The organism is Shewanella oncorhynchi (genome assembly GCF_030848765.1).
Lineage (GTDB): Bacteria > Pseudomonadota > Gammaproteobacteria > Enterobacterales > Shewanellaceae > Shewanella > Shewanella oncorhynchi.
Map to the genome: position 1 here is coordinate 3,771,157 of NZ_CP132914.1, position 19,840 is coordinate 3,790,996.

Sequence of the window (19,840 nt, forward strand, 5' to 3'; positions counted from 1 at the left end):
TAATGCTGTCACCGTCTTTCGATGTAAATCCGGTAAATATGGGGCAAATAGTCGTTAACTAATGCACCCGTCTATCCTACCTATATAAGGGCGAAATACTAATTTACAATACTAAAGTTTCAATTGGATAGCCCAATACCGCTAAATCCGCTTCAATTGTCGCTTTATCTCCCACCACCAGAATCACCATTTTATTGATATCTAGCTCGGAAGCCGCGAGGGCATTGAGTTCATCTTTTGTTACAGTATTAATGATCTTGTCCTGTTGAGTCGTAAAATCTTGACTCAATTGGTAACGTTGGATCATCCGCATAAAGCCCGCTTTTTGATACGGTGTTTCATAATCAAGAGCTTGCCCTTGAGAGACTGAATTACGCATAAAGGCAAGTTCAGTATCCGTCATGCCCTGCTGCTGATAAGCACTGATTTCTTTTACAAACTCAATGAGTGCTTTCGCCGTCACGTCACTGCGAACGTTACTTGATGCGACAAAATCGCCCACTTCAGCACCGCCTGTAAAACGAGTGCGAGCACCATAGGTATAACCTTTATCCTCACGTAAATTTAGGTTGATACGGCTATTGAATGCGCCGCCTAACGGATAATTCATCAGATAAGATTTAAAATAATCGCCTGTGGCATCGTAGGGTAATGCGCGCTTGGCAATATTGATTACCGATTGCGCCGCACCAGGTTTATCAATCACATAAATTGTGCCGCCTTTTAATGCAGGGAGTGGCTTAAGTGGCGGTACCACAGCTGCTTCTCCTTTCCACTGGTTTAATCCCGCTAATTTAGGCAGCAATGCAGATTCAGATAAATTAGCAACAGTGACAATTTTAGCGTTGCCGCCTTGATACTGCTGGGCATAAAACGCTTTTACATCGGCTAACGTAAGCGCCGCGACTGAATCGAGCGTGCCGAGATCATTCACACCTAACGCATTGTCTTTACCGTATAACAAAGACGACAACGCCGTATCAGCCAGATAGCTAGGATCGGACTGCATATGCTGGATCTGTTGTAATTGCTGCTGTTTCACTCGCGCAAAGTCAGCTTCGCTGAACGCTGGTTGAAACAGCTTTTCTTCCATAATCGCCAGCGTCTCATCTAAATGTGCTGTCAGAGCCGATAATTTGATCGAACTTTGATATTCAGACGCACTAAAATCGACACTACTACCTAGCATTTCTAAGGCTTGTGATAGTCCTTCACTGCTGCGCTTCTGACTCGATTCATTAAGCATTTCCGCAGTCAGCGTTGCTAAGCCTGCTTTTTCGACGGGTATGAGTCTGTGGCCACCATTGAGATAAACAATTAACTCAACTGTTGGTGTTTCAGTACTTTGAGTGCCCATGACTTCGATGCCATTGGCTAAGGTTTTTGTCCAAATTTTAGGTACTTTGAGCATAGGTGCAACGCCAGATGCAGGCATCTTAGTCCGATCAAAACTTGAAACAAGTTCAGGCTTGGGCAAATCCCCCTCTACCGCAGAGTGTGCAATCGGCAACGTTGCAGGCGTGAAGTTATCCGCATGGGCAATAAGTGACGTCATTCCCTGCGGCACCACACTCATAACCACCATAGGTTTATCTTTAATGTATTGCTTAAACACGCGCATCACATCGTCTTTGGTCACATTGGCATAACGATTCAGATCTGAGGCAATCATGTTCGGATTGCCCGACAGCGTTTGGTTCATCGCTAAAGTCGACACTTTGCCAGAAACACTCTGCAGGCTATAAATGGTATCAGCCTCAAACTGCACTTTGACTTTTTGCAGATCGTCATCGGTAACGCCACGTTGCTCAAACTCCTTAATCGAGTCGAGAATACGTTGCTCCAGATCCGCCAGTTTGCCGCCCTTTTCAGGATTGGCTAAAGCATAAATCGACATCTGACACGCAAGCTCTTGACAAGGATGACTCACATTAGCCTGCACGGCATAACCGTCCTTAACCAAGTTTTTATATAATAAGGATGTTTTACCACCACCTAAAATATTGGCCAACAGATCGAGCGCGGCCTCATCTGAATGTCTAGCGTATACAGTTGGAAAACCAATACGGATCAAAGGCAAGTGCACTTGATCTTCCATGGAGATGTAACGTGTCTTATCTAAGTTAACCAGCGCCTTTTGCTCTAACGAGACTTCAGGGCCGCGGGGGATTTCACCAAAATATTTATTTACCCAGGCTAAGGTTTGCATTTCATCGAAATCGCCACCTATGGTCAAGGTCGCATTGTTAGGGCCATACCAACGTTGGAAAAAGTGTTTAACATCGTCAACCGTGGCGCGATTAAGATCGTCCGGCCAGCCAATTACAGGCCAAGAATAAGGATGACCGACAGGGTACATAGCTTGGCTAAAACGCTCACTCATGCGGCCATAGGGCTGATTATCGATACGTTGTGCACGCTCGTTTTTGACGGTTTCGCGCTGCACTTCGAATTTTTCACTAGTGAGTGCGGGCAACAAAAAGCCCATACGGTCCGACTCAAGCCACAACATTTTTTCTAATTGATTGTTGGGTACTGTCTCAAAGTAATTGGTTCTGTCGGTATTAGTCGTGCCATTTAGGGTACCACCGGCTTCGGTAACCACTTCAAAATGCTGTTCATCGGCAACATGCTGCGAGCCTTGGAACATCATGTGTTCAAATAAATGCGCAAATCCCGAACGCCCAGCTAATTCGCGAGCAGAGCCCACATGATAAGTGACGTCAACATGCACTAAGGGATCGGAATCATCTTGATGTAAAATAACCGTTAACCCATTGGCTAATTGGTACTTTTTGTAGGGGATCCCTACTTGCGAATCGGCCAATTGCACATTTTCGATAAGTTTAACGCCTGCGGGCAAGTTCGCCGTAGTCGTTTCAGATGCACAACCCGCAAGTGCGGCAGAAATTGCGACCGCTAATATCCATTTCTTCAAAACATTCCCCTCATACATCAATGGGCCAAAAATACAGCTTCATAATCATAGTGCTGCGTTTAGTCATAGTGCGCTTAAATGATTAAGCATTGGGATTTATGACTCGCAAAATTGACACTAAGTTCCTATCTATACAGTAAATTCAGTCTAAACGGAAAAACACTCCCGCCCTTGACCATTAAATGCATCCTAGCGCCATCATGCCATCCATTGCAGCACGGCAGCGGCAATAATTAAGTAACGAATTGTTTTACCAATTAAAATCATCACCAAAGAAGGTATTAACGGTAGCCTCAACCAACCCGCCAATAAACAGAGAATATCACCGACAACCGGTGCCCATGAGTGTAACAACGCCCACACGCCGTAGCGTTCGATCAAAGCGAGCCCCTTTGCGTGTTTACCTTTCGCTAACGCTTCTGGTGATTTTGCTAGACGGCCTAAGCGGCCTAAATAGAAACTGGTCATCGCGCCCAAGGTGTTGCCAATGCTAGCCACCACGACCAGCGCAACCCAAGCCTCTGGAGTTTTGTTTAATAGCGCCACGAGTAAGACTTCAGATCCCCCCGGTAACAAAGTGGCCGCTAAAAAAGCGCCGGAGAACATAATGCCTAACTCAGTCATAATGGCTTACTCAATGATAAATCTCTCTTTTTGTATTCAATGCGATAAGGTTTGTCATGGGTTAATTGAATGTTTCACTTAATCTTTTTACAACAAACTCACTTATCACAATAAGTTATAAGAAAAACGGTTTGTTATAACCCTAGCTCTGTCGATACAATGGTTAACTATGGCAGGCAATAACCATGCGCATGACTGAGAGCGCGTTACATCACGCTCATCTCGTTAAATACGAATCCTATCATCGCAGGCCTATTGGCTCACTCTTAATTTATTTTTCTGGAATATGCATGATCCTTCAAACCATTAGCCGCATTCCGTTTTGGCAAAAAGTCTTAGCAGGCTTTATCTTAGGTGCGCTCGTTGGCGTTATTTTAGGTGAAAGCGCCACAGTGCTAAAACCATTAGGTGATCTGTTCATTGGGGCCATTAAGATGTTGGTCGCACCTTTGGTATTTTGTGCCATTGTCGTGAGTATCACATCGCTCAACTCGCAAACCAGTCTGAAACGCCTGAGCTTGAAAACTTTGGGTATGTTCATGCTGACAGGCACAATCGCCTCTCTGATCGGCTTAGCTGTGGGCTCAATGATCGACATGGGTGGCACCATGCAACTCACAACGACTGAAGTGCGCGAGCGTAATATTCCCGGTTTCGCACAAGTGTTGCTCGACATGATCCCTGTCAATCCTTTTGCTTCACTCGCTGAAGGCAATGTACTGCAAATTATCGTGTTTGCAGCTTTGGTAGGTATCGCTATCAATAAAGTCGGCGAGAAAGCAGAGCCATTAAAACGCACCATTGAAGCAGGTGCTGAAGTCATGTTCCAACTGACTCGCATGGTCTTAAAACTCACTCCTATCGGTGTGTTTGGTTTAATGGCATGGGTTGTGGGTGAATATGGTTTATCAACCTTATTGCCTTTAGGTAAGTTTATCGGGGCTATCTACATTGCCGCTTTTATCCACATCATCTTTGTTTACGGTGGCTTAGTGAAATTTGTCGGTGGTTTAAGCCCACTGCAATTTTTCCGCAAAGCTATGCCAGCGCAGTTAGTCGCCTTTAGTACTTCCTCAAGTTTCGGTACTTTACCTGCGAGCACCCGCGCAGTCGAAACCATGGGTGTATCAAAGCGTTATAGTGCCTTTGTGATGCCATTAGGTGCGACCATGAACATGGACGGTTGTGGAGGTATTTACCCTGCGATTGCCGCTATCTTCATCGCGCAGATTTACAATATTCCGCTCGATACACTGGACTATGTGATGATCGCCGTGACTGCGACAGTAGCTTCTGTTGGTACCGCTGGCGTACCAGGAAGTGCGATGGTGATGTTAACTGTCACCTTAGGTGTGATTGGTCTGCCACTTGAAGGCATTGCCTTTATCGCCGCGATTGACCGTATTATCGATATGATCCGCACAGCAACGAACGTAACGGGCGATATGATGACTGCTGTTGTGATTGGTAAATCCGAAAATGAACTCGATGAAGTACAGTTCTATTCGAATGACAATCAAGACATTACACCTGTGAGTTCGTAGCAATAACAATACTGTATAAACAGTATTAAGCTAAATCATCAGTACCATTGACCACAGTAAGAGACCGCTTCGGCGGTCTCTTTTATTATCCTGCAAACAGTCTTTAATCTATTGGCTTTAGAGACCACAATCGACTTCGACAGTCTCTATTAACTGCAAAATAGGTTACTCAAATAAGATCAAGCTGTTAGACTCTAAAACTACTCTAACTCACACTTTAGCAGAACAGACAATGACGAGACTCTTCCTTATCCCGCTGATCCTATGTTTGTTTTGGGCGTTATTTTTAAAAGCCAACAAACTCACGCTAAAACAAGGCCGGCGAGGTTTTATCTACATTATCGGTATAGGTGGCGGGCTGATTTTAATCCTTATGGCATTACTCTGGTTAACAGCTTAGGTTAATACCAAGGATTTATAATATAAATGAGTGACTTAATAAAAAAGCCAACTCAATACTGAGTTGGCCTTAGTGATAAAACAGCGTTAACAACTAGAATAAATTCGAAGATAAACCCGCTTAATTTACCCACTCAGTCAAGCACAATCAGTTAACCCAATCTGTCATCACCCCAGCACGGCAAGCAAAATCCCCGCAGCCACAGCAGAACCTAGCACTCCCGCCACATTGGGTCCCATGGCGTGCATCAACAAGAAGTTATGTTGATTGGCCTCTAATCCAACTTTATTCACGACTCGTGCTGCCATAGGTACAGCCGACACCCCTGCGGCACCAATCAACGGATTAATCTTACCACCCGACAACTTACACATCAGTTTTGCCATCAATACACCTGCAGCAGTACCAATGCCAAATGCTAAAGCTCCCAATACCAAAATTCCTAAGGTTTCAAGCCGCAGGAATTGGTCGGCAGATAACTTAGAACCGACAGCTAGACCTAAGAAAATCGTAACGATATTGATGAGCTCGTTCTGCGCCGTTTTCGATAATCTATCCACTACGCCAGATTCGCGCATCAAGTTACCAAGACAAAACATACCCACTAACGGCGTAGCCGCAGGTAAAAAGAGAATCGTTAATCCCAGTACCATCAAAGGAAAAACGATCTTTTCCTTCTTACTGACTTCGCGCAGCTGCTCCATTTTAATTTCGCGCTCGGCTTGAGTTGTCAGTAAACGCATGATCGGCGGTTGAATAATAGGGACTAACGCCATGTAGGAATAGGCCGCGACCGCAATCGCACCTAATAACTCAGGCGCCAGTTTTGAGGCAAGGAAAATCGCCGTTGGTCCATCGGCACCGCCAATAATCGCAATGGCCGCCGCATCCTTCATGGTGAACTCAAATCCCGGCACTAAGTTCAGCGCGATTGCGCCAATCAGTGTCGCAAAAATCCCAAACTGCGCAGCAGCCCCTAATAACAGAGTTTTAGGATTCGCAATCAAGGCGCTAAAGTCGGTCAGCGCACCAACACCCATAAAGATCAACAGTGGAAACACCCCAGTCTCAATCCCCACATAATAGGCGTAATACAACATGCCACCTTCTTCGGTAAATCCCGCATGGGGAATGTTCGCCAGCACTGCACCAAAACCAATGGGCAACAATAGCAAAGGCTCAAAACCACGTACGATGGCGAGATACAAGAGCAAAGCGCCCACTGCCATCATCAACACTTGCCCGCCAGTAAAGTGAGCGATTCCCGTCTCGGCCCAAAAAGCCATTAAACCTTCCATAATGCCTCCTACGCCAAGGCCAGTAATTGAGAACCCACAGACACTGAGTCACCTTCTTTCACCCAGAGCTTAGCGATAATGCCATCGCCCTGAGCACGAATTTCAGTTTCCATCTTCATCGCCTCAAGGATGATCACGACATCGCCTTCACACACTCTATCGCCTGGAGAAACATGCACTTTGAAGATGTTGCCCGACAGAGGCGCGCTCATTTCAAGCCTGATCTCTCCATGGCTCGCAGTTGGCGTTGAACTCGCAATAGCAGCTTGTACGGCATGAACACTTTGGCCCTGTGACTGGATTTGCGAGATCTCCCCGCCTGTGGCGACTTCAACTACGTACTCTTGCCCTTCGACAGTTACCGTGTAGGTTTCAGGGCCGCGATCTGTAGCATTAGAAGCAGCAAGTACCGAAGTCAATTCAGGCTTAGGCTCAAAGGCGCTTGGATCGTCACGATTCTTTAAGAACTGCAATCCTATTTGTGGGAAGAGTGCATAGGTCAGCACATCATCGTCATGCTCTGAAGATAGGCGAATGCCTTGTTCCTGTGCTTTATCAGCTAACTCAAGCCGTAATTTAGCCAGCTCTGGCGTTAATAAATCAGCAGGGCGACATGTAATGGCTTCGGCTCCTTGTAAGACTCTCGCTTGCAATGCGGCATTGACTGGCGCAGGCGTCGCGCCATATTCACCCTTAAGCACGCCTTCAGTCTCTTTAGTCAGTGACTTATAACGCTCACCCATCAACACATTAATGACCGCCTGCGAGCCGACAATCTGCGATGTAGGTGTCACTAAGGGCAAAAAACCTAAGTCAGCACGCACGCGGGGAATTTCTTCCAAGACCAAGTCCATCTTATCGGCCGCGCCTTGTTCCTTAAGCTGGCTCTCCATATTGGTCAGCATGCCACCAGGCACTTGTGCACGTAAGATCCGCGAATCAATGCCTTTCAGCGCGCCTTCAAACTTAGCGTACTTCTTGCGTACTTCACGGAAATAAGCGGCAATCTCCTCAAGCAATACCATATCGTAACCAGTCGCACGCTCAGTATCTTCCACCATAGCGATAACGGTTTCAGTAGCAGTATGTCCATAGGTTTGGCTCATTGACGAAATTGCCGTATCGAGCACATCGATACCCGCTTCAATGGCTTTCTGATAAGTGGCGGTACTTAATCCTGTCGTCGCATGACAATGCATAGATAACACGAGTTGCGTTTGGGATTTTAGTCGACTGATAAGCTCAAACGCTTCCATAGGCTTAAGTAATCCCGCCATATCTTTGATACACAAAGAATCACATCCCATATCTTCGAGACGTTTTGCCATATCAACCCAAGTCTCTATGGTATGCACTGGACTTGTGGTGTATGAGATCGTCCCCTGCGCATGGCCGCCAACTTGGCGCACCGCTTTCACCGCAGTTTCGAGATTACGAACATCATTCATTGCATCGAAAATACGAAATACATCGACGCCATTAGTATGGGCACGCTCAACAAAACGCGTGACTAAATCATCGGCATAATGGCGATAACCTAATAAGTTTTGGCCACGCAGCAGCATTTGCTGCGGCGTATCAGGCATTGCCTTTTTCAACTCACGAATTCTGTCCCAGGGATCTTCACCAAGATAACGAATACAGGCATCAAAAGTCGCCCCGCCCCAAGATTCCAACGACCAGAAACCAATCTTATCGAGTAACGGCGCTATAGGTAACATGTCATCAATGCGTAAGCGCGTCGCTAAAATGGATTGATGTGCGTCCCGCAATACGACATCAGTTAAAAATAATGGCTTAGCCACTGCTGTCGTAGAATTAGATACAAAAGTCATACTGCTCCCCATTACTTAATCTGTGAACGATACTGCTTTACCGCTAGTGAAATCGCAGCGACCAAACTTGGCTCTAACGGTTTAGCATCAGATTGCGCTACCCTCTGCTGACTCTTAGCATGATTTTTAGCAAAACGTGCAGATGCAGCATCGACTGCACACCAACGCGCAACCAAATGAATCCCAAGGATTAGTACACTTAAAAATAAATAAACTAAGCCCATCCCCAAAAACATAATGCCAACGGCATCCAATAAAGATTGCGTTACATCCTCCATAGCTCCCCTACCCCTTACTCTCTAGATCCCTATCAACAGCGCGATTGCCCCAAAATCATCGCTATCGCATTACAAGTTCAAAATTCATCAAATGAACAGCTCCAAACTATGGTTCTTCCGTAAACAGACACATAGCGACCACCAATCAGAAAAAATCGAATAAAAAATCACATTTCAAAGCTAACTAATCACACAACAAGAAAACCAGCTGAACTCAACCTGCTACGAACATAACCAATTGATAACAAAAAAACCATATCAATGTAAATTGGTCTTACCAATATTAAGTAGATCCACAGGCGGCAAGTTATTAATCCTCATAAATCGAGCGATTAATTCAATATTCCATAATGAAACAAGCATAATGTTGGATTTAAGCTGAAGTGATGTCTTAGGCTAAAAAATGATTCCTAAATTGAAAACAACGAGCATAGGAATAAATCAAGTGAAAAAATATGCAAATTTAACAATCCAAGTCACTGCTATTTGATTCTGAGAGAAGATAAAAAAGAATGTCGTTCTGAAGGCATTGATTGAAGAAGAGGAATGGGTTCAATTCAGCAAATTAAATCAACTTAAATGCCCCCTAGATACCAACACAGAGCAGTACCTAGCAATACGGTTGGTGTGGAACGGCTATCTTAAAAGATAAGCAACAGTGCTACCTGAGCTAGAGCTCAGTAATTGAAATGGCTAGTGAGTTGGTGAGTTGGTGAGTTGGTGAGTTGGTGAGTTGGTGAGTTGGTGAGTTGGTGAGTTGGTGAGTAAAAATAGCGGAGAAACATGCAAGTTGAAAGAAAAACGGACTAATTTCTACAAATTACAGATGCAAAAAAGCCAGCTTATTCAGCTGGCTTCTTTACATCTCAATGAGATAATTAGGCGCTTGGCGATGACCTACTCTCACATGGGGAGACCCCACACTACCATCGGCGCGTTTGCGTTTCACTTCTGAGTTCGGGATGGGATCAGGTGGTTCCACAAGGCTATTGTCACCAAGCAAATTCTGTTTATTACCGTGTCCATCTCTGGCTCACGTTAATAATAATTCGGAAAGCTGATTTGCTTTGTTTGAGTTCAAACTTTATCAAGTGTCGATATTCTGTCTAAGTTCGCTTAGCAAAACCCATCTGGGTTGTATGGTTAAGCCTCTCGAGTCATTAGTACATGTTAGCTCAACGCCTCACAACGCTTACACACCATGCCTATCAACGTCCTAGTCTCGAACGGCTCTTTAGAGGAATTAAATTCCTAGGGATGACTCATCTTAGGGCTCGCTTCCCGCTTAGATGCTTTCAGCGGTTATCGATTCCGAACGTAGCTACCGGGCAATGCCATTGGCATGACAACCCGAACACCAGCGGTTCGTCCACTCCGGTCCTCTCGTACTAGGAGCAGCTCCCTTCAATCATCCAACGCCCACGGCAGATAGGGACCGAACTGTCTCACGACGTTCTGAACCCAGCTCGCGTACCACTTTAAATGGCGAACAGCCATACCCTTGGGACCGACTTCAGCCCCAGGATGTGATGAGCCGACATCGAGGTGCCAAACACCGCCGTCGATATGAACTCTTGGGCGGTATCAGCCTGTTATCCCCGGAGTACCTTTTATCCGTTGAGCGATGGCCCTTCCATTCAGAACCACCGGATCACTATGACCTACTTTCGTACCTGCTCGACGTGTATGTCTCGCAGTTAAGCTGGCTTATGCCATTGCACTAACCGTACGATGTCCGACCGTACTTAGCCAACCTTCGTGCTCCTCCGTTACTCTTTGGGAGGAGACCGCCCCAGTCAAACTACCCACCAGGCACTGTCCCTAATCCCGATAAGGGACCTAGGTTAGAACATCAAAACTACAAGGGTGGTATTTCAAGGACGACTCCATCATGACTAGCGTCACAACTTCATAGTCTCCCACCTATCCTACACATGTAGGTTCAATGTTCAGTGCCAAGCTATAGTAAAGGTTCACGGGGTCTTTCCGTCTAGCCGCGGGTATACGGCATCTTCACCGCAATTTCAACTTCACTGAGTCTCGGCTGGAGACAGCGTGGCCATCATTACGCCATTCGTGCAGGTCGGAACTTACCCGACAAGGAATTTCGCTACCTTAGGACCGTTATAGTTACGGCCGCCGTTTACCGGGGCTTCGATCATGAGCTTCTCTTGCGATAACCCAATCAATTAACCTTCCGGCACCGGGCAGGCGTCACACCGTATACTTCCTCTTGCGAGTTTGCACAGTGCTGTGTTTTTGATAAACAGTTGCAGCCACCTGGTATCTGCGACTCCCGTCAGCTTAGAGAGCAAGTCTCATCACCAACAGGAGCGTACCTTCTCCCGAAGTTACGGTACCATTTTGCCTAGTTCCTTCAGCCGAGTTCTCTCAAGCGCCTTGGTATTCTCTACCCGACCACCTGTGTCGGTTTGGGGTACGATTCCCGCTAACCTGAAGCTTAGAAGATTTTCCTGGAAGCATGGCATCAACTACTTCAGTCCCTTAGGACCTCGTCATCAGCTCTCAGTGTGTACATTAAAGTACGTGTCCCCGGATTTGCCTAAGAACACCACCTACCACCTTAAACGCGGACTACCAACGCCGCGCTAGCCTAGCCTTCTCCGTCTCTCCATCGCAGTTAGCGGAAGTACAGAAATATTAATCTGTTTCCCATCGATTACGCCTTTCGGCCTCACCTTAGGGGTCGACTCACCCTGCCCCGATTAACGTTGGACAGGAACCCTTGGTCTTTCGGCGAGGGGGTTTTTCACCCCCTTTATCGTTACTCATGTCAGCATTCGCACTTCTGATACCTCCAGCGTGGGTTACCCCTTCACCTTCAACGGCTTACAGAACGCTCCTCTACCGCGCACAGTAAACTGTGCACCCGTAGCTTCGGTGACTAGCTTAGCCCCGTTACATCTTCCGCGCAGGCCGACTCGACTAGTGAGCTATTACGCTTTCTTTAAATGATGGCTGCTTCTAAGCCAACATCCTAGCTGTCTAAGCCTTCCCACATCGTTTCCCACTTAGCTAGTACTTTGGGACCTTAGCTGACGGTCTGGGTTGTTTCCCTTTTGACGACGGACGTTAGCACCCGCCGTCTGTCTCCCGAGTAGTACTCATTGGTATTCGGAGTTTGCAAAGGGTTGGTAAGTCGGGATGACCCCCTAGCCTTAACAGTGCTCTACCCCCAATGGTATTCGCTCGAGGCGCTACCTAAATAGCTTTCGAGGAGAACCAGATATCTCCCGGTTTGATTGGCCTTTCACCCCCAGCCACAAGTCATCCGCTAATTTTTCAACATTAGTCGGTTCGGTCCTCCAGTTGATGTTACTCAACCTTCAACCTGCCCATGGCTAGATCACCGGGTTTCGGGTCTACACCTTGCAACTAAACGCGCAGTTAACACTCGGTTTCCCTACGGCTCCGCTATTCGCTTAACCTCGCTACAAAATGTAAGTCGCTGACCCATTATACAAAAGGTACGCAGTCACGGTCTCAAGAACCGCTCCCACTGCTTGTACGTATACGGTTTCAGGTTCTATTTCACTCCCCTCACAGGGGTTCTTTTCGCCTTTCCCTCACGGTACTGGTTCACTATCGGTCAGTCAGGAGTATTTAGCCTTGGAGGATGGTCCCCCCATATTCAAACAGGATGTCACGTGTCCCGCCTTACTCGTTTTCATCAATGGTTAGTTTTCATGTACGGGGCTATCACCCTGTGCCGCTGCGCTTTCCAACGCATTCCACTAACACCCCACTGACTTAAGGGCTAATCCCCGTTCGCTCGCCGCTACTAGGGGAATCTCGGTTGATTTCTTTTCCTAAGGGTACTTAGATGTTTCAGTTCCCCTCGTTCGCCTCGCAACACTATGTATTCATGTTGCGATAACAGCTTATGCTGCTGGGTTCCCCCATTCGGACATCGTTAGCTCAAATGCTTGTTACTAGCTCGCCAACGCTTTTCGCAAGTTACTACGTCCTTCATCGCCTCTGACTGCCAAGGCATCCACCGTATACGCTTAGTCGCTTAACCATACAACCCAAATGAGTTTCACTCATCTGCGCCGCATTGCGACCAGCTTGGTTTTACTTGTCTCACTTCTGACCAAAGAAGTGGACGCGCCTTAGACGTAAACTATTCAATAAAGAATAATTTACTTTTGAATATTCAAGACACTTAATAAAGTGTTTGAGAACTCATGTTCAATGCTTGCGCATTAAACGTTTTGTAATTAATCACATGACAGACTCATGCAATTAAATACTATCAGCTTTCCAAATTGTTAAAGAACAATGCGTACCGGCTAGCGGCGCATTTAGCTCTGACTTCTCCTAAGAGAAGATAAACAAGCAATCTGTGTGAACACTCAACAAACATTAAGTTAGTCGTATAGGTAAGGAGGTGATCCAGCCCCAGGTTCCCCTAGGGCTACCTTGTTACGACTTCACCCCAGTCATGAACCACAAAGTGGTGAGCGCCCCCCCGAAGGTTAAGCTACCCACTTCTTTTGCAGCCCACTCCCATGGTGTGACGGGCGGTGTGTACAAGGCCCGGGAACGTATTCACCGTGGCATTCTGATCCACGATTACTAGCGATTCCGACTTCATGGAGTCGAGTTGCAGACTCCAATCCGGACTACGACGAGCTTTGTGAGATTAGCTCCACCTCGCGGCTTTGCAACCCTCTGTACTCGCCATTGTAGCACGTGTGTAGCCCTACTCGTAAGGGCCATGATGACTTGACGTCGTCCCCACCTTCCTCCGGTTTATCACCGGCAGTCTCCCTAGAGTTCCCACCATTACGTGCTGGCAAATAAGGATAGGGGTTGCGCTCGTTGCGGGACTTAACCCAACATTTCACAACACGAGCTGACGACAGCCATGCAGCACCTGTCTCACGGTTCCCGAAGGCACTAAGCTATCTCTAGCGAATTCCGTGGATGTCAAGAGTAGGTAAGGTTCTTCGCGTTGCATCGAATTAAACCACATGCTCCACCGCTTGTGCGGGCCCCCGTCAATTCATTTGAGTTTTAACCTTGCGGCCGTACTCCCCAGGCGGTCTACTTAATGCGTTAGCTTGAGAGCCCAGTGTTCAAGACACCAAACTCCGAGTAGACATCGTTTACGGCGTGGACTACCAGGGTATCTAATCCTGTTTGCTCCCCACGCTTTCGTGCATGAGCGTCAGTCTTTGTCCAGGGGGCCGCCTTCGCCACCGGTATTCCTCCAGATCTCTACGCATTTCACCGCTACACCTGGAATTCTACCCCCTCTACAAGACTCTAGTTCGCCAGTTCGAAATGCTATTCCTAGGTTGAGCCCAGGGCTTTCACATCTCGCTTAACAAACCGCCTGCGCACGCTTTACGCCCAGTAATTCCGATTAACGCTCGGACCCTCCGTATTACCGCGGCTGCTGGCACGGAGTTAGCCGGTCCTTCTTCTGTAGGTAACGTCACAGATATAGCGTATTAAACTACACCCTTTCCTCCCTACTGAAAGTGCTTTACAACCCGAAGGCCTTCTTCACACACGCGGCATGGCTGCATCAGGGTTTCCCCCATTGTGCAATATTCCCCACTGCTGCCTCCCGTAGGAGTCTGGGCCGTGTCTCAGTCCCAGTGTGGCTGATCATCCTCTCAGAACAGCTAGGGATCGTCGCCTTGGTGAGCCATTACCTCACCAACTAGCTAATCCCACCTAGGTTCATCCAATCGCGGAAGGCCCGAAGGTCCCCTCCTTTCCCCCGTAGGGCGTATGCGGTATTAGCAGTCGTTTCCAACTGTTATCCCCCTCGACTGGGCAGATCCCTAGGCATTACTCACCCGTCCGCCGCTCGCCGCCTCAGAAGTAAACTCCTTTGCGCTGCCGCTCGACTTGCATGTGTTAGGCCTGCCGCCAGCGTTCAATCTGAGCCATGATCAAACTCTTCAATTAAAGTTTTGTTGCTTCCGTCTTGCGACTTTAGCGGCTCAATGAATTCTGATTTTTTGTTTCTCGCTAAAGAAACAAACTGTACATATTGCTATGAACACTCATTGTTACATTGATTTAAATTTTTGACTGCCAACCCGAAGGCTAAGCAGTTTCGATTAACTCAACACCTGTGAGTGTCCACACAGATTTCTTGTTTTATCTTGTTAAAGAGCAACTCAACCTCATAAGAGAATGTGAGTACCACACTGAGCGCCGAACGCTTCCAGTTGGCTAGGGCTGCGTATTTTACGCATTTCCCGTTTCGCGTCAAGGAGTTTTTGCAAACTTTCTCAACACTCATCAATCAGTAAACTCATCGATGAACTGTCACACCGGCTGCTTAACGCTGTCTGCCGTGTCAGTGGATGCGCATTATAGGCAGCAGGAGATTTTGTGCAAGGGCTTTTTTAACAATCAGCGCCAAGCGAATGAATAACCACCAAACTGCAGAAATATACTGCAATACTGAGCAATATCGCTGTTTGGGTTGATAAGTTTGGCAAAAGAAATCGCCTATTGCTGGGATTTTAATAGATTGAATGGGCATAAACAGAAGTTGATAGCGATTTTTCGCTATATCTATCAGTAAACCTCTAAAAGCGTTATGCCCAGTGTGATGTCTTACTCTTGTTTGCACCTAGCTAATGATAAGCACTGATCAAAAGCACGAGCCCTAAGATTTATGCTCTTCTTATTTCTCTTTCTCGATATTTGTAGCGCTTTGTGTTTGTGCTGCAGCTTGGGTTGAGTGATTGATCTCGACATTCGCCACGACATCATCTCCTACAACATGTGCGACTTTGAGTTTTCTCACGGTTCGAATCGTAATGATTGGGCCTGAAATCGCATATAAGTAGAAGCCGACACATAAGATCAATGCAGGTTGAACTGACACCACCACAAATACACCGACGACCAGTAAGATCACGATAAAGTTAACCTTGCCACGCCAGTCAATTTCTTTAAAGGAGTGATAGCGGAAATTGCTGACCATCAGTAAACCGGTTGCTGCAGTAACAAGGGCCGCAATCCAACTGATGTTTCTTCCATCGAGACTATATTGATTACCAAGCCAAATACTGCCAGCAATAACAGCGGCGGCAGCCGGGCTGGCGAGACCTTGAAAATAACGCTTATCGGCAACGCCAACTTGCGTATTAAATCGAGCGAGCCTGAGTGCCGCACCTGCACAATAAATAAATGCCGCCAACCAACCAATTTTACCTAAGTCGGCTAATGCCCAATTGTAGGCGAGTAGTGCTGGTGCCATTCCGAAGGACACCATATCCGCCATACTGTCGTATTCGGCACCAAAATCACTTTGGGTATTAGTCAGTCTTGCCACTCGACCATCGAGACCATCACAGATCATGGCTATAAAAATGGCTATTGCAGCAGCTTCAAAGTTAGCATTCATGGAAGCAATCACAGCATAAAAGCCAGAAAACAATCCGGCTGTCGTAAAAAGATTAGGCAGTAAATAGATACCTTTATTCTTTACTGTTTGATTTGAAGAATTTTGCATACACTTATTACGCTAGTTCAGTGAAAAGAAGTTAGCTTTCAAGATAACATATTTTATTATCATGTCGATGAGAGGCCTGTTAGGGATAATTTCGATGTTAAAAGTGAACATGCTCAGAACAATACTGTATCGATGGCTCTGGCTCGGCCTTTTCATTGGCCCCGTTTCTGCGGGTGTTATTTATACTTGGGTCGATGAAAATGGGGTGACGCATTACAGTCAACAAGCCCCACAACAAGAAAGCATCAAAACATCAAAACTCTACAGTGAAGATTTAGAGCAGGCGAAAGTCGGTTTTATCGCGCCGATAAAGAAAGCTGAGCCAACTTCTGAAGCCAATGAATTAGAAAAGTCAGCAGCGCTGATCAAAGAGAAAGATGCTAAGCAGGCTAAATCCATTTGTGAGAGTGCAAAACACAATTTAGAAATACTCACTACGCATACTAAGCTTATCCGCCAAACTTCCGAATCGGGTGAATCTGTCGCTATGACTGAAGAAGATCGCCAAGCCTCGATTGCCCAACAGCAGGAAAGAATCAAACTCTTCTGTGATAAGAAGTAGCAAAATTCACTATGCCACTACATTAATGAACAACGATTAAGCTGATGCAATAAAAAAGGAGCCGAGTTAAAAACTCGGCTCCTTTCGTTTTAGTGCTTGAAGCGAGAGCGATACGACTAAAACAGCGCTATCTCTTATTGCAAGATAGTTTATTTCAAGCTCGTTCATTCAAGAACGCTTATTTCAGTTCGCCTATGTCAACGTATCCAACTTCAAGCTTGCTGTTAACGTATCGCATTCAAACAACACACTAAGTGACTAGCTACTGGTCACAGGTTATTGCTCGAACACTAACTCGCCACCCGCACAGCTGACCTTGATCGGTTTACCCGGCAACAAGTCACCACGCAGTAATTTCTGCGCCAGCGGGTTTTCGACTTCTTGCTGCAATGCCCGTTTCAACGGTCTTGCACCATACACAGGATCGAAACCAATTTCCGCAATCAGTGATAATGCGTCGTCGGTGATCTCCAATGTATAGTCCTTTTCAGCCAAACGTTGGCGTAAGGAAGCAATTTGTATCGAAGCAATACGTTTGATATTGGCAGCATCCAATGGATGGAACACCACAGATTCATCGATACGGTTTAAGAACTCGGGTCTGAAACTGTGAGTGACCACATTCATTACCGCCGCTTTCATCTCTGCATAGGTCACTTGACCAAATCCTTCTTGGATAATGTCGGAGCCTAAGTTCGAGGTCATGATGATCACTGTATTTCTAAAATCGACAGTACGACCTTGACCATCGGTTAAGCGTCCATCATCAAGCACTTGCAGTAAAATGTTAAACACATCGGGATGCGCTTTCTCGACTTCGTCGAGCAATATCACTGAATAAGGTTTGCGACGAACGGCTTCCGTTAAGTAACCGCCCTCTTCATAACCTACGTATCCTGGAGGCGCACCCACTAAACGCGATACTGAGTGTTTTTCCATAAACTCAGACATATCAATGCGCACTAAAGCCGATTCGGTATCAAATAAGAACCTCGCCAGTGATTTACACAGCTCAGTTTTACCTACACCTGTTGGGCCTAAGAACAGGAACGAGCCAATCGGGCGATTTGGATCCGCCAGACCCGCGCGGCTACGACGAATCGCATTCGCGACCGCATCGACGGCTTCGTTTTGGCCGATCACACGCTCGTGCAGCGCCACTTCCATTTGCAGTAATTTTTCGCGCTCGCCTTCCAGCATTTTCGATACGGGTATTCCCGTCGCTTTCGACAGTACTTCGGCGATTTCGAACTCAGTAACCTTGTTACGCAATAACGTCATGTCCTGCATTTCGGCTTGCGATGCCAAATCGAGCTGTTTTTCAAGCTCAGGAATACGACCGTATTGCAGCTCAGACATCCGAGTTAAATCACCCGCACGACGCGCCACTTCTAAGTCCATTCGAGCCTGTTCGAGATCGGCTTTTATGTGCTGAGTGCCCGCTAATGCGGCTTTTTCAGTACGCCAGATTTCGTTCAACTCTGAAGCTTTCGCTTCAACGTCACGTAATTCCTCTTGCAGATGGTCAAGCCTGCGACGACTCGCCTCATCATTTTCTTTGGCTAACGCTTGCTCCTCCAGTTTGAGCTGGATAGCACGACGTTCGAGCCTGTCGAGTGACTCAGGTTTTGAGTCCATTTGCATGCGGATGCTCGATGCCGCTTCATCGATCAAATCGATCGCTTTATCGGGTAACTTACGGTCCGACACATAACGGTGCGACATGGTCGCCGCCGCCACAATCGCCGGATCGGTAATTTCCACATGGTGATGCAGCTCGTAACGTTCTTTCAGTCCACGCAAAATAGCAATGGTGTCTTCAACGCTTGGCTCATCCACCAACACTTTTTGGAAACGTCGTTCAAGCGCCGCATCTTTTTCAATATACTGTCGATACTCATCAAGCGTTGTCGCACCCACACAGTGCAAGTCACCACGCGCTAACGCAGGTTTGAGCATGTTACCCGCATCCATTGCGCCTTCACCTTTACCGGCGCCGACCATAGTATGCAGCTCGTCGATGAAGAGGATCACTTGACCTTCTTCCTGCGCTAACTCATTCAATACCGCTTTTAAACGTTCTTCGAACTCACCGCGATATTTAGCGCCCGCAATCAATGAGCCCATATCGAGTGATAAGACACGCTTATTTTTAATGCCCTCGGGGACTTCACCATTAACGATACGCTGGGCGAGTCCTTCAACAATCGCTGTTTTACCCACACCCGGTTCACCGATAAGGACGGGGTTGTTTTTACTGCGACGTTGTAATACTTGGATCGTGCGGCGAATTTCATCGTCACGGCCGATCACAGGATCTAACTTGCCTTGTTCGGCTCGCTCGGTGAGATCGATAGTAAACTTCTTCAACGCTTGGCGTTGATCTTCAGCGTTCGGATCATCCACTTTTTGGCCGCCGCGCATTTGTTCAATGGTTTGTTCCATCAACTCTTTGGTCGCGCCGGCTTTTTTCAACGCTTGTGCAAGAGCATCGGCACCTTCTAACGCAGCTAATACAAATAATTCGCTAGAGATATATTTATCTTTACGCTTTTGCGCCAATTTATCGCACAGATTTAATAAACGGATTAAACCTTGGGATAATTGTACATCGCCGCCAGTCCCTTCAACTTGAGGTAAGCGTTCCAGCTCTTGACTCAAGAGCGATCGCAGCGCACTCACTCGAATGCCAGCTTGGGTCAATAAGGGATGGATTGAACCTGAATCTTGGTTCAACAATGCCATCATCAAATGCAGCGGTTCAATAAACTGATGATCACGCCCAAGTGCGAGTGACTGGGCATCAGAGATGGCAAGCTGAAATTTATTGGTCATACGATCGAGTCGCATA

Annotated in this window: 10 protein-coding genes and 3 rRNA genes; 3 read left to right on the top strand and 10 right to left on the bottom strand. The window is 46.8% G+C overall.

The annotated features are described in order from the left end of the window. Nucleotides 1-103: 103 nt before the first annotated feature. Together RA178_RS16815 and RA178_RS16820 are read right to left on the bottom strand one after the other, a co-directional pair. Nucleotides 104-2,956 carry a M16 family metallopeptidase gene (locus tag RA178_RS16815; protein ID WP_263185984.1) on the bottom strand — a complete coding sequence of 951 codons (2,853 nt, stop codon included), beginning with the start codon at nucleotides 2,954-2,956 and terminating at the stop codon, nucleotides 104-106. 180 nt (nucleotides 2,957-3,136) lie between these two features. Then, on the bottom strand, nucleotides 3,137-3,562 hold the full coding sequence (locus RA178_RS16820; RefSeq protein WP_306682926.1) for a YqaA family protein: 426 nt from the start codon (nucleotides 3,560-3,562) through the stop codon (nucleotides 3,137-3,139). A 290-nt stretch (nucleotides 3,563-3,852) separates the two neighbouring features. Here RA178_RS16820 and RA178_RS16825 point away from each other — a divergent pair, with 290 nt between their 5' ends. Both RA178_RS16825 and RA178_RS16830 read left to right on the top strand, forming a co-directional pair. Beyond that, nucleotides 3,853-5,106: a dicarboxylate/amino acid:cation symporter gene (locus RA178_RS16825; protein ID WP_113941634.1), complete on the top strand. Its 1,254-nt coding sequence runs from the start codon at nucleotides 3,853-3,855 to the stop codon at nucleotides 5,104-5,106. A gap of 232 nt (nucleotides 5,107-5,338) precedes the next feature. Next, nucleotides 5,339-5,506 carry a hypothetical protein gene (locus RA178_RS16830; protein ID WP_168823570.1) on the top strand — a complete coding sequence of 56 codons (168 nt, stop codon included), beginning with the start codon at nucleotides 5,339-5,341 and terminating at the stop codon, nucleotides 5,504-5,506. Nucleotides 5,507-5,673: 167 nt separating this feature from the next. Here the strand turns inward: RA178_RS16830 and RA178_RS16835 are convergent, their stop codons facing one another. From RA178_RS16835 to pssA, 7 genes are all read right to left on the bottom strand, one after another. Beyond that, nucleotides 5,674-6,804, bottom strand: coding sequence for a sodium ion-translocating decarboxylase subunit beta (locus tag RA178_RS16835; RefSeq protein ID WP_219252008.1), 1,131 nt, complete (start codon nucleotides 6,802-6,804; stop codon nucleotides 5,674-5,676). An 8-nt stretch (nucleotides 6,805-6,812) separates the two neighbouring features. Next, a complete protein-coding gene (oadA, locus tag RA178_RS16840; RefSeq protein ID WP_306682929.1) occupies nucleotides 6,813-8,639 on the bottom strand; it encodes a sodium-extruding oxaloacetate decarboxylase subunit alpha in 1,827 nt (608 codons plus the stop codon). A gap of 11 nt (nucleotides 8,640-8,650) precedes the next feature. After that, nucleotides 8,651-8,917 carry an OadG family transporter subunit gene (locus RA178_RS16845; RefSeq protein WP_113941635.1) on the bottom strand — a complete coding sequence of 89 codons (267 nt, stop codon included), beginning with the start codon at nucleotides 8,915-8,917 and terminating at the stop codon, nucleotides 8,651-8,653. Nucleotides 8,918-9,801: 884 nt separating this feature from the next. Next, nucleotides 9,802-9,917, bottom strand: a 5S ribosomal RNA gene (rrf, locus tag RA178_RS16850). A 139-nt stretch (nucleotides 9,918-10,056) separates the two neighbouring features. Then, nucleotides 10,057-12,959, bottom strand: a 23S ribosomal RNA gene (locus tag RA178_RS16855). A 362-nt stretch (nucleotides 12,960-13,321) separates the two neighbouring features. Beyond that, a 16S ribosomal RNA gene (locus RA178_RS16860) occupies nucleotides 13,322-14,863 on the bottom strand. Together the 16S, 23S and 5S rRNA genes form the textbook arrangement of a ribosomal RNA operon. Before the next feature lie 730 nt (nucleotides 14,864-15,593). Continuing rightward, nucleotides 15,594-16,427, bottom strand: a complete 834-nt coding sequence (gene pssA / locus RA178_RS16865) for a CDP-diacylglycerol--serine O-phosphatidyltransferase (protein WP_306682930.1) — start codon at nucleotides 16,425-16,427, stop codon at nucleotides 15,594-15,596. Between the two features lie 94 nt (nucleotides 16,428-16,521). Here pssA and RA178_RS16870 point away from each other — a divergent pair, with 94 nt between their 5' ends. Then, nucleotides 16,522-16,989: a DUF4124 domain-containing protein gene (locus RA178_RS16870; RefSeq protein WP_306682932.1), complete on the top strand. Its 468-nt coding sequence runs from the start codon at nucleotides 16,522-16,524 to the stop codon at nucleotides 16,987-16,989. Nucleotides 16,990-17,265: 276 nt separating this feature from the next. On the opposite strand, the gene clpB is transcribed toward RA178_RS16870, so the two are convergent. Then, a complete protein-coding gene (clpB, locus tag RA178_RS16875; RefSeq protein ID WP_198573010.1) occupies nucleotides 17,266-19,839 on the bottom strand; it encodes an ATP-dependent chaperone ClpB in 2,574 nt (857 codons plus the stop codon). Nucleotide 19,840: the final 1 nt, after the last annotated feature.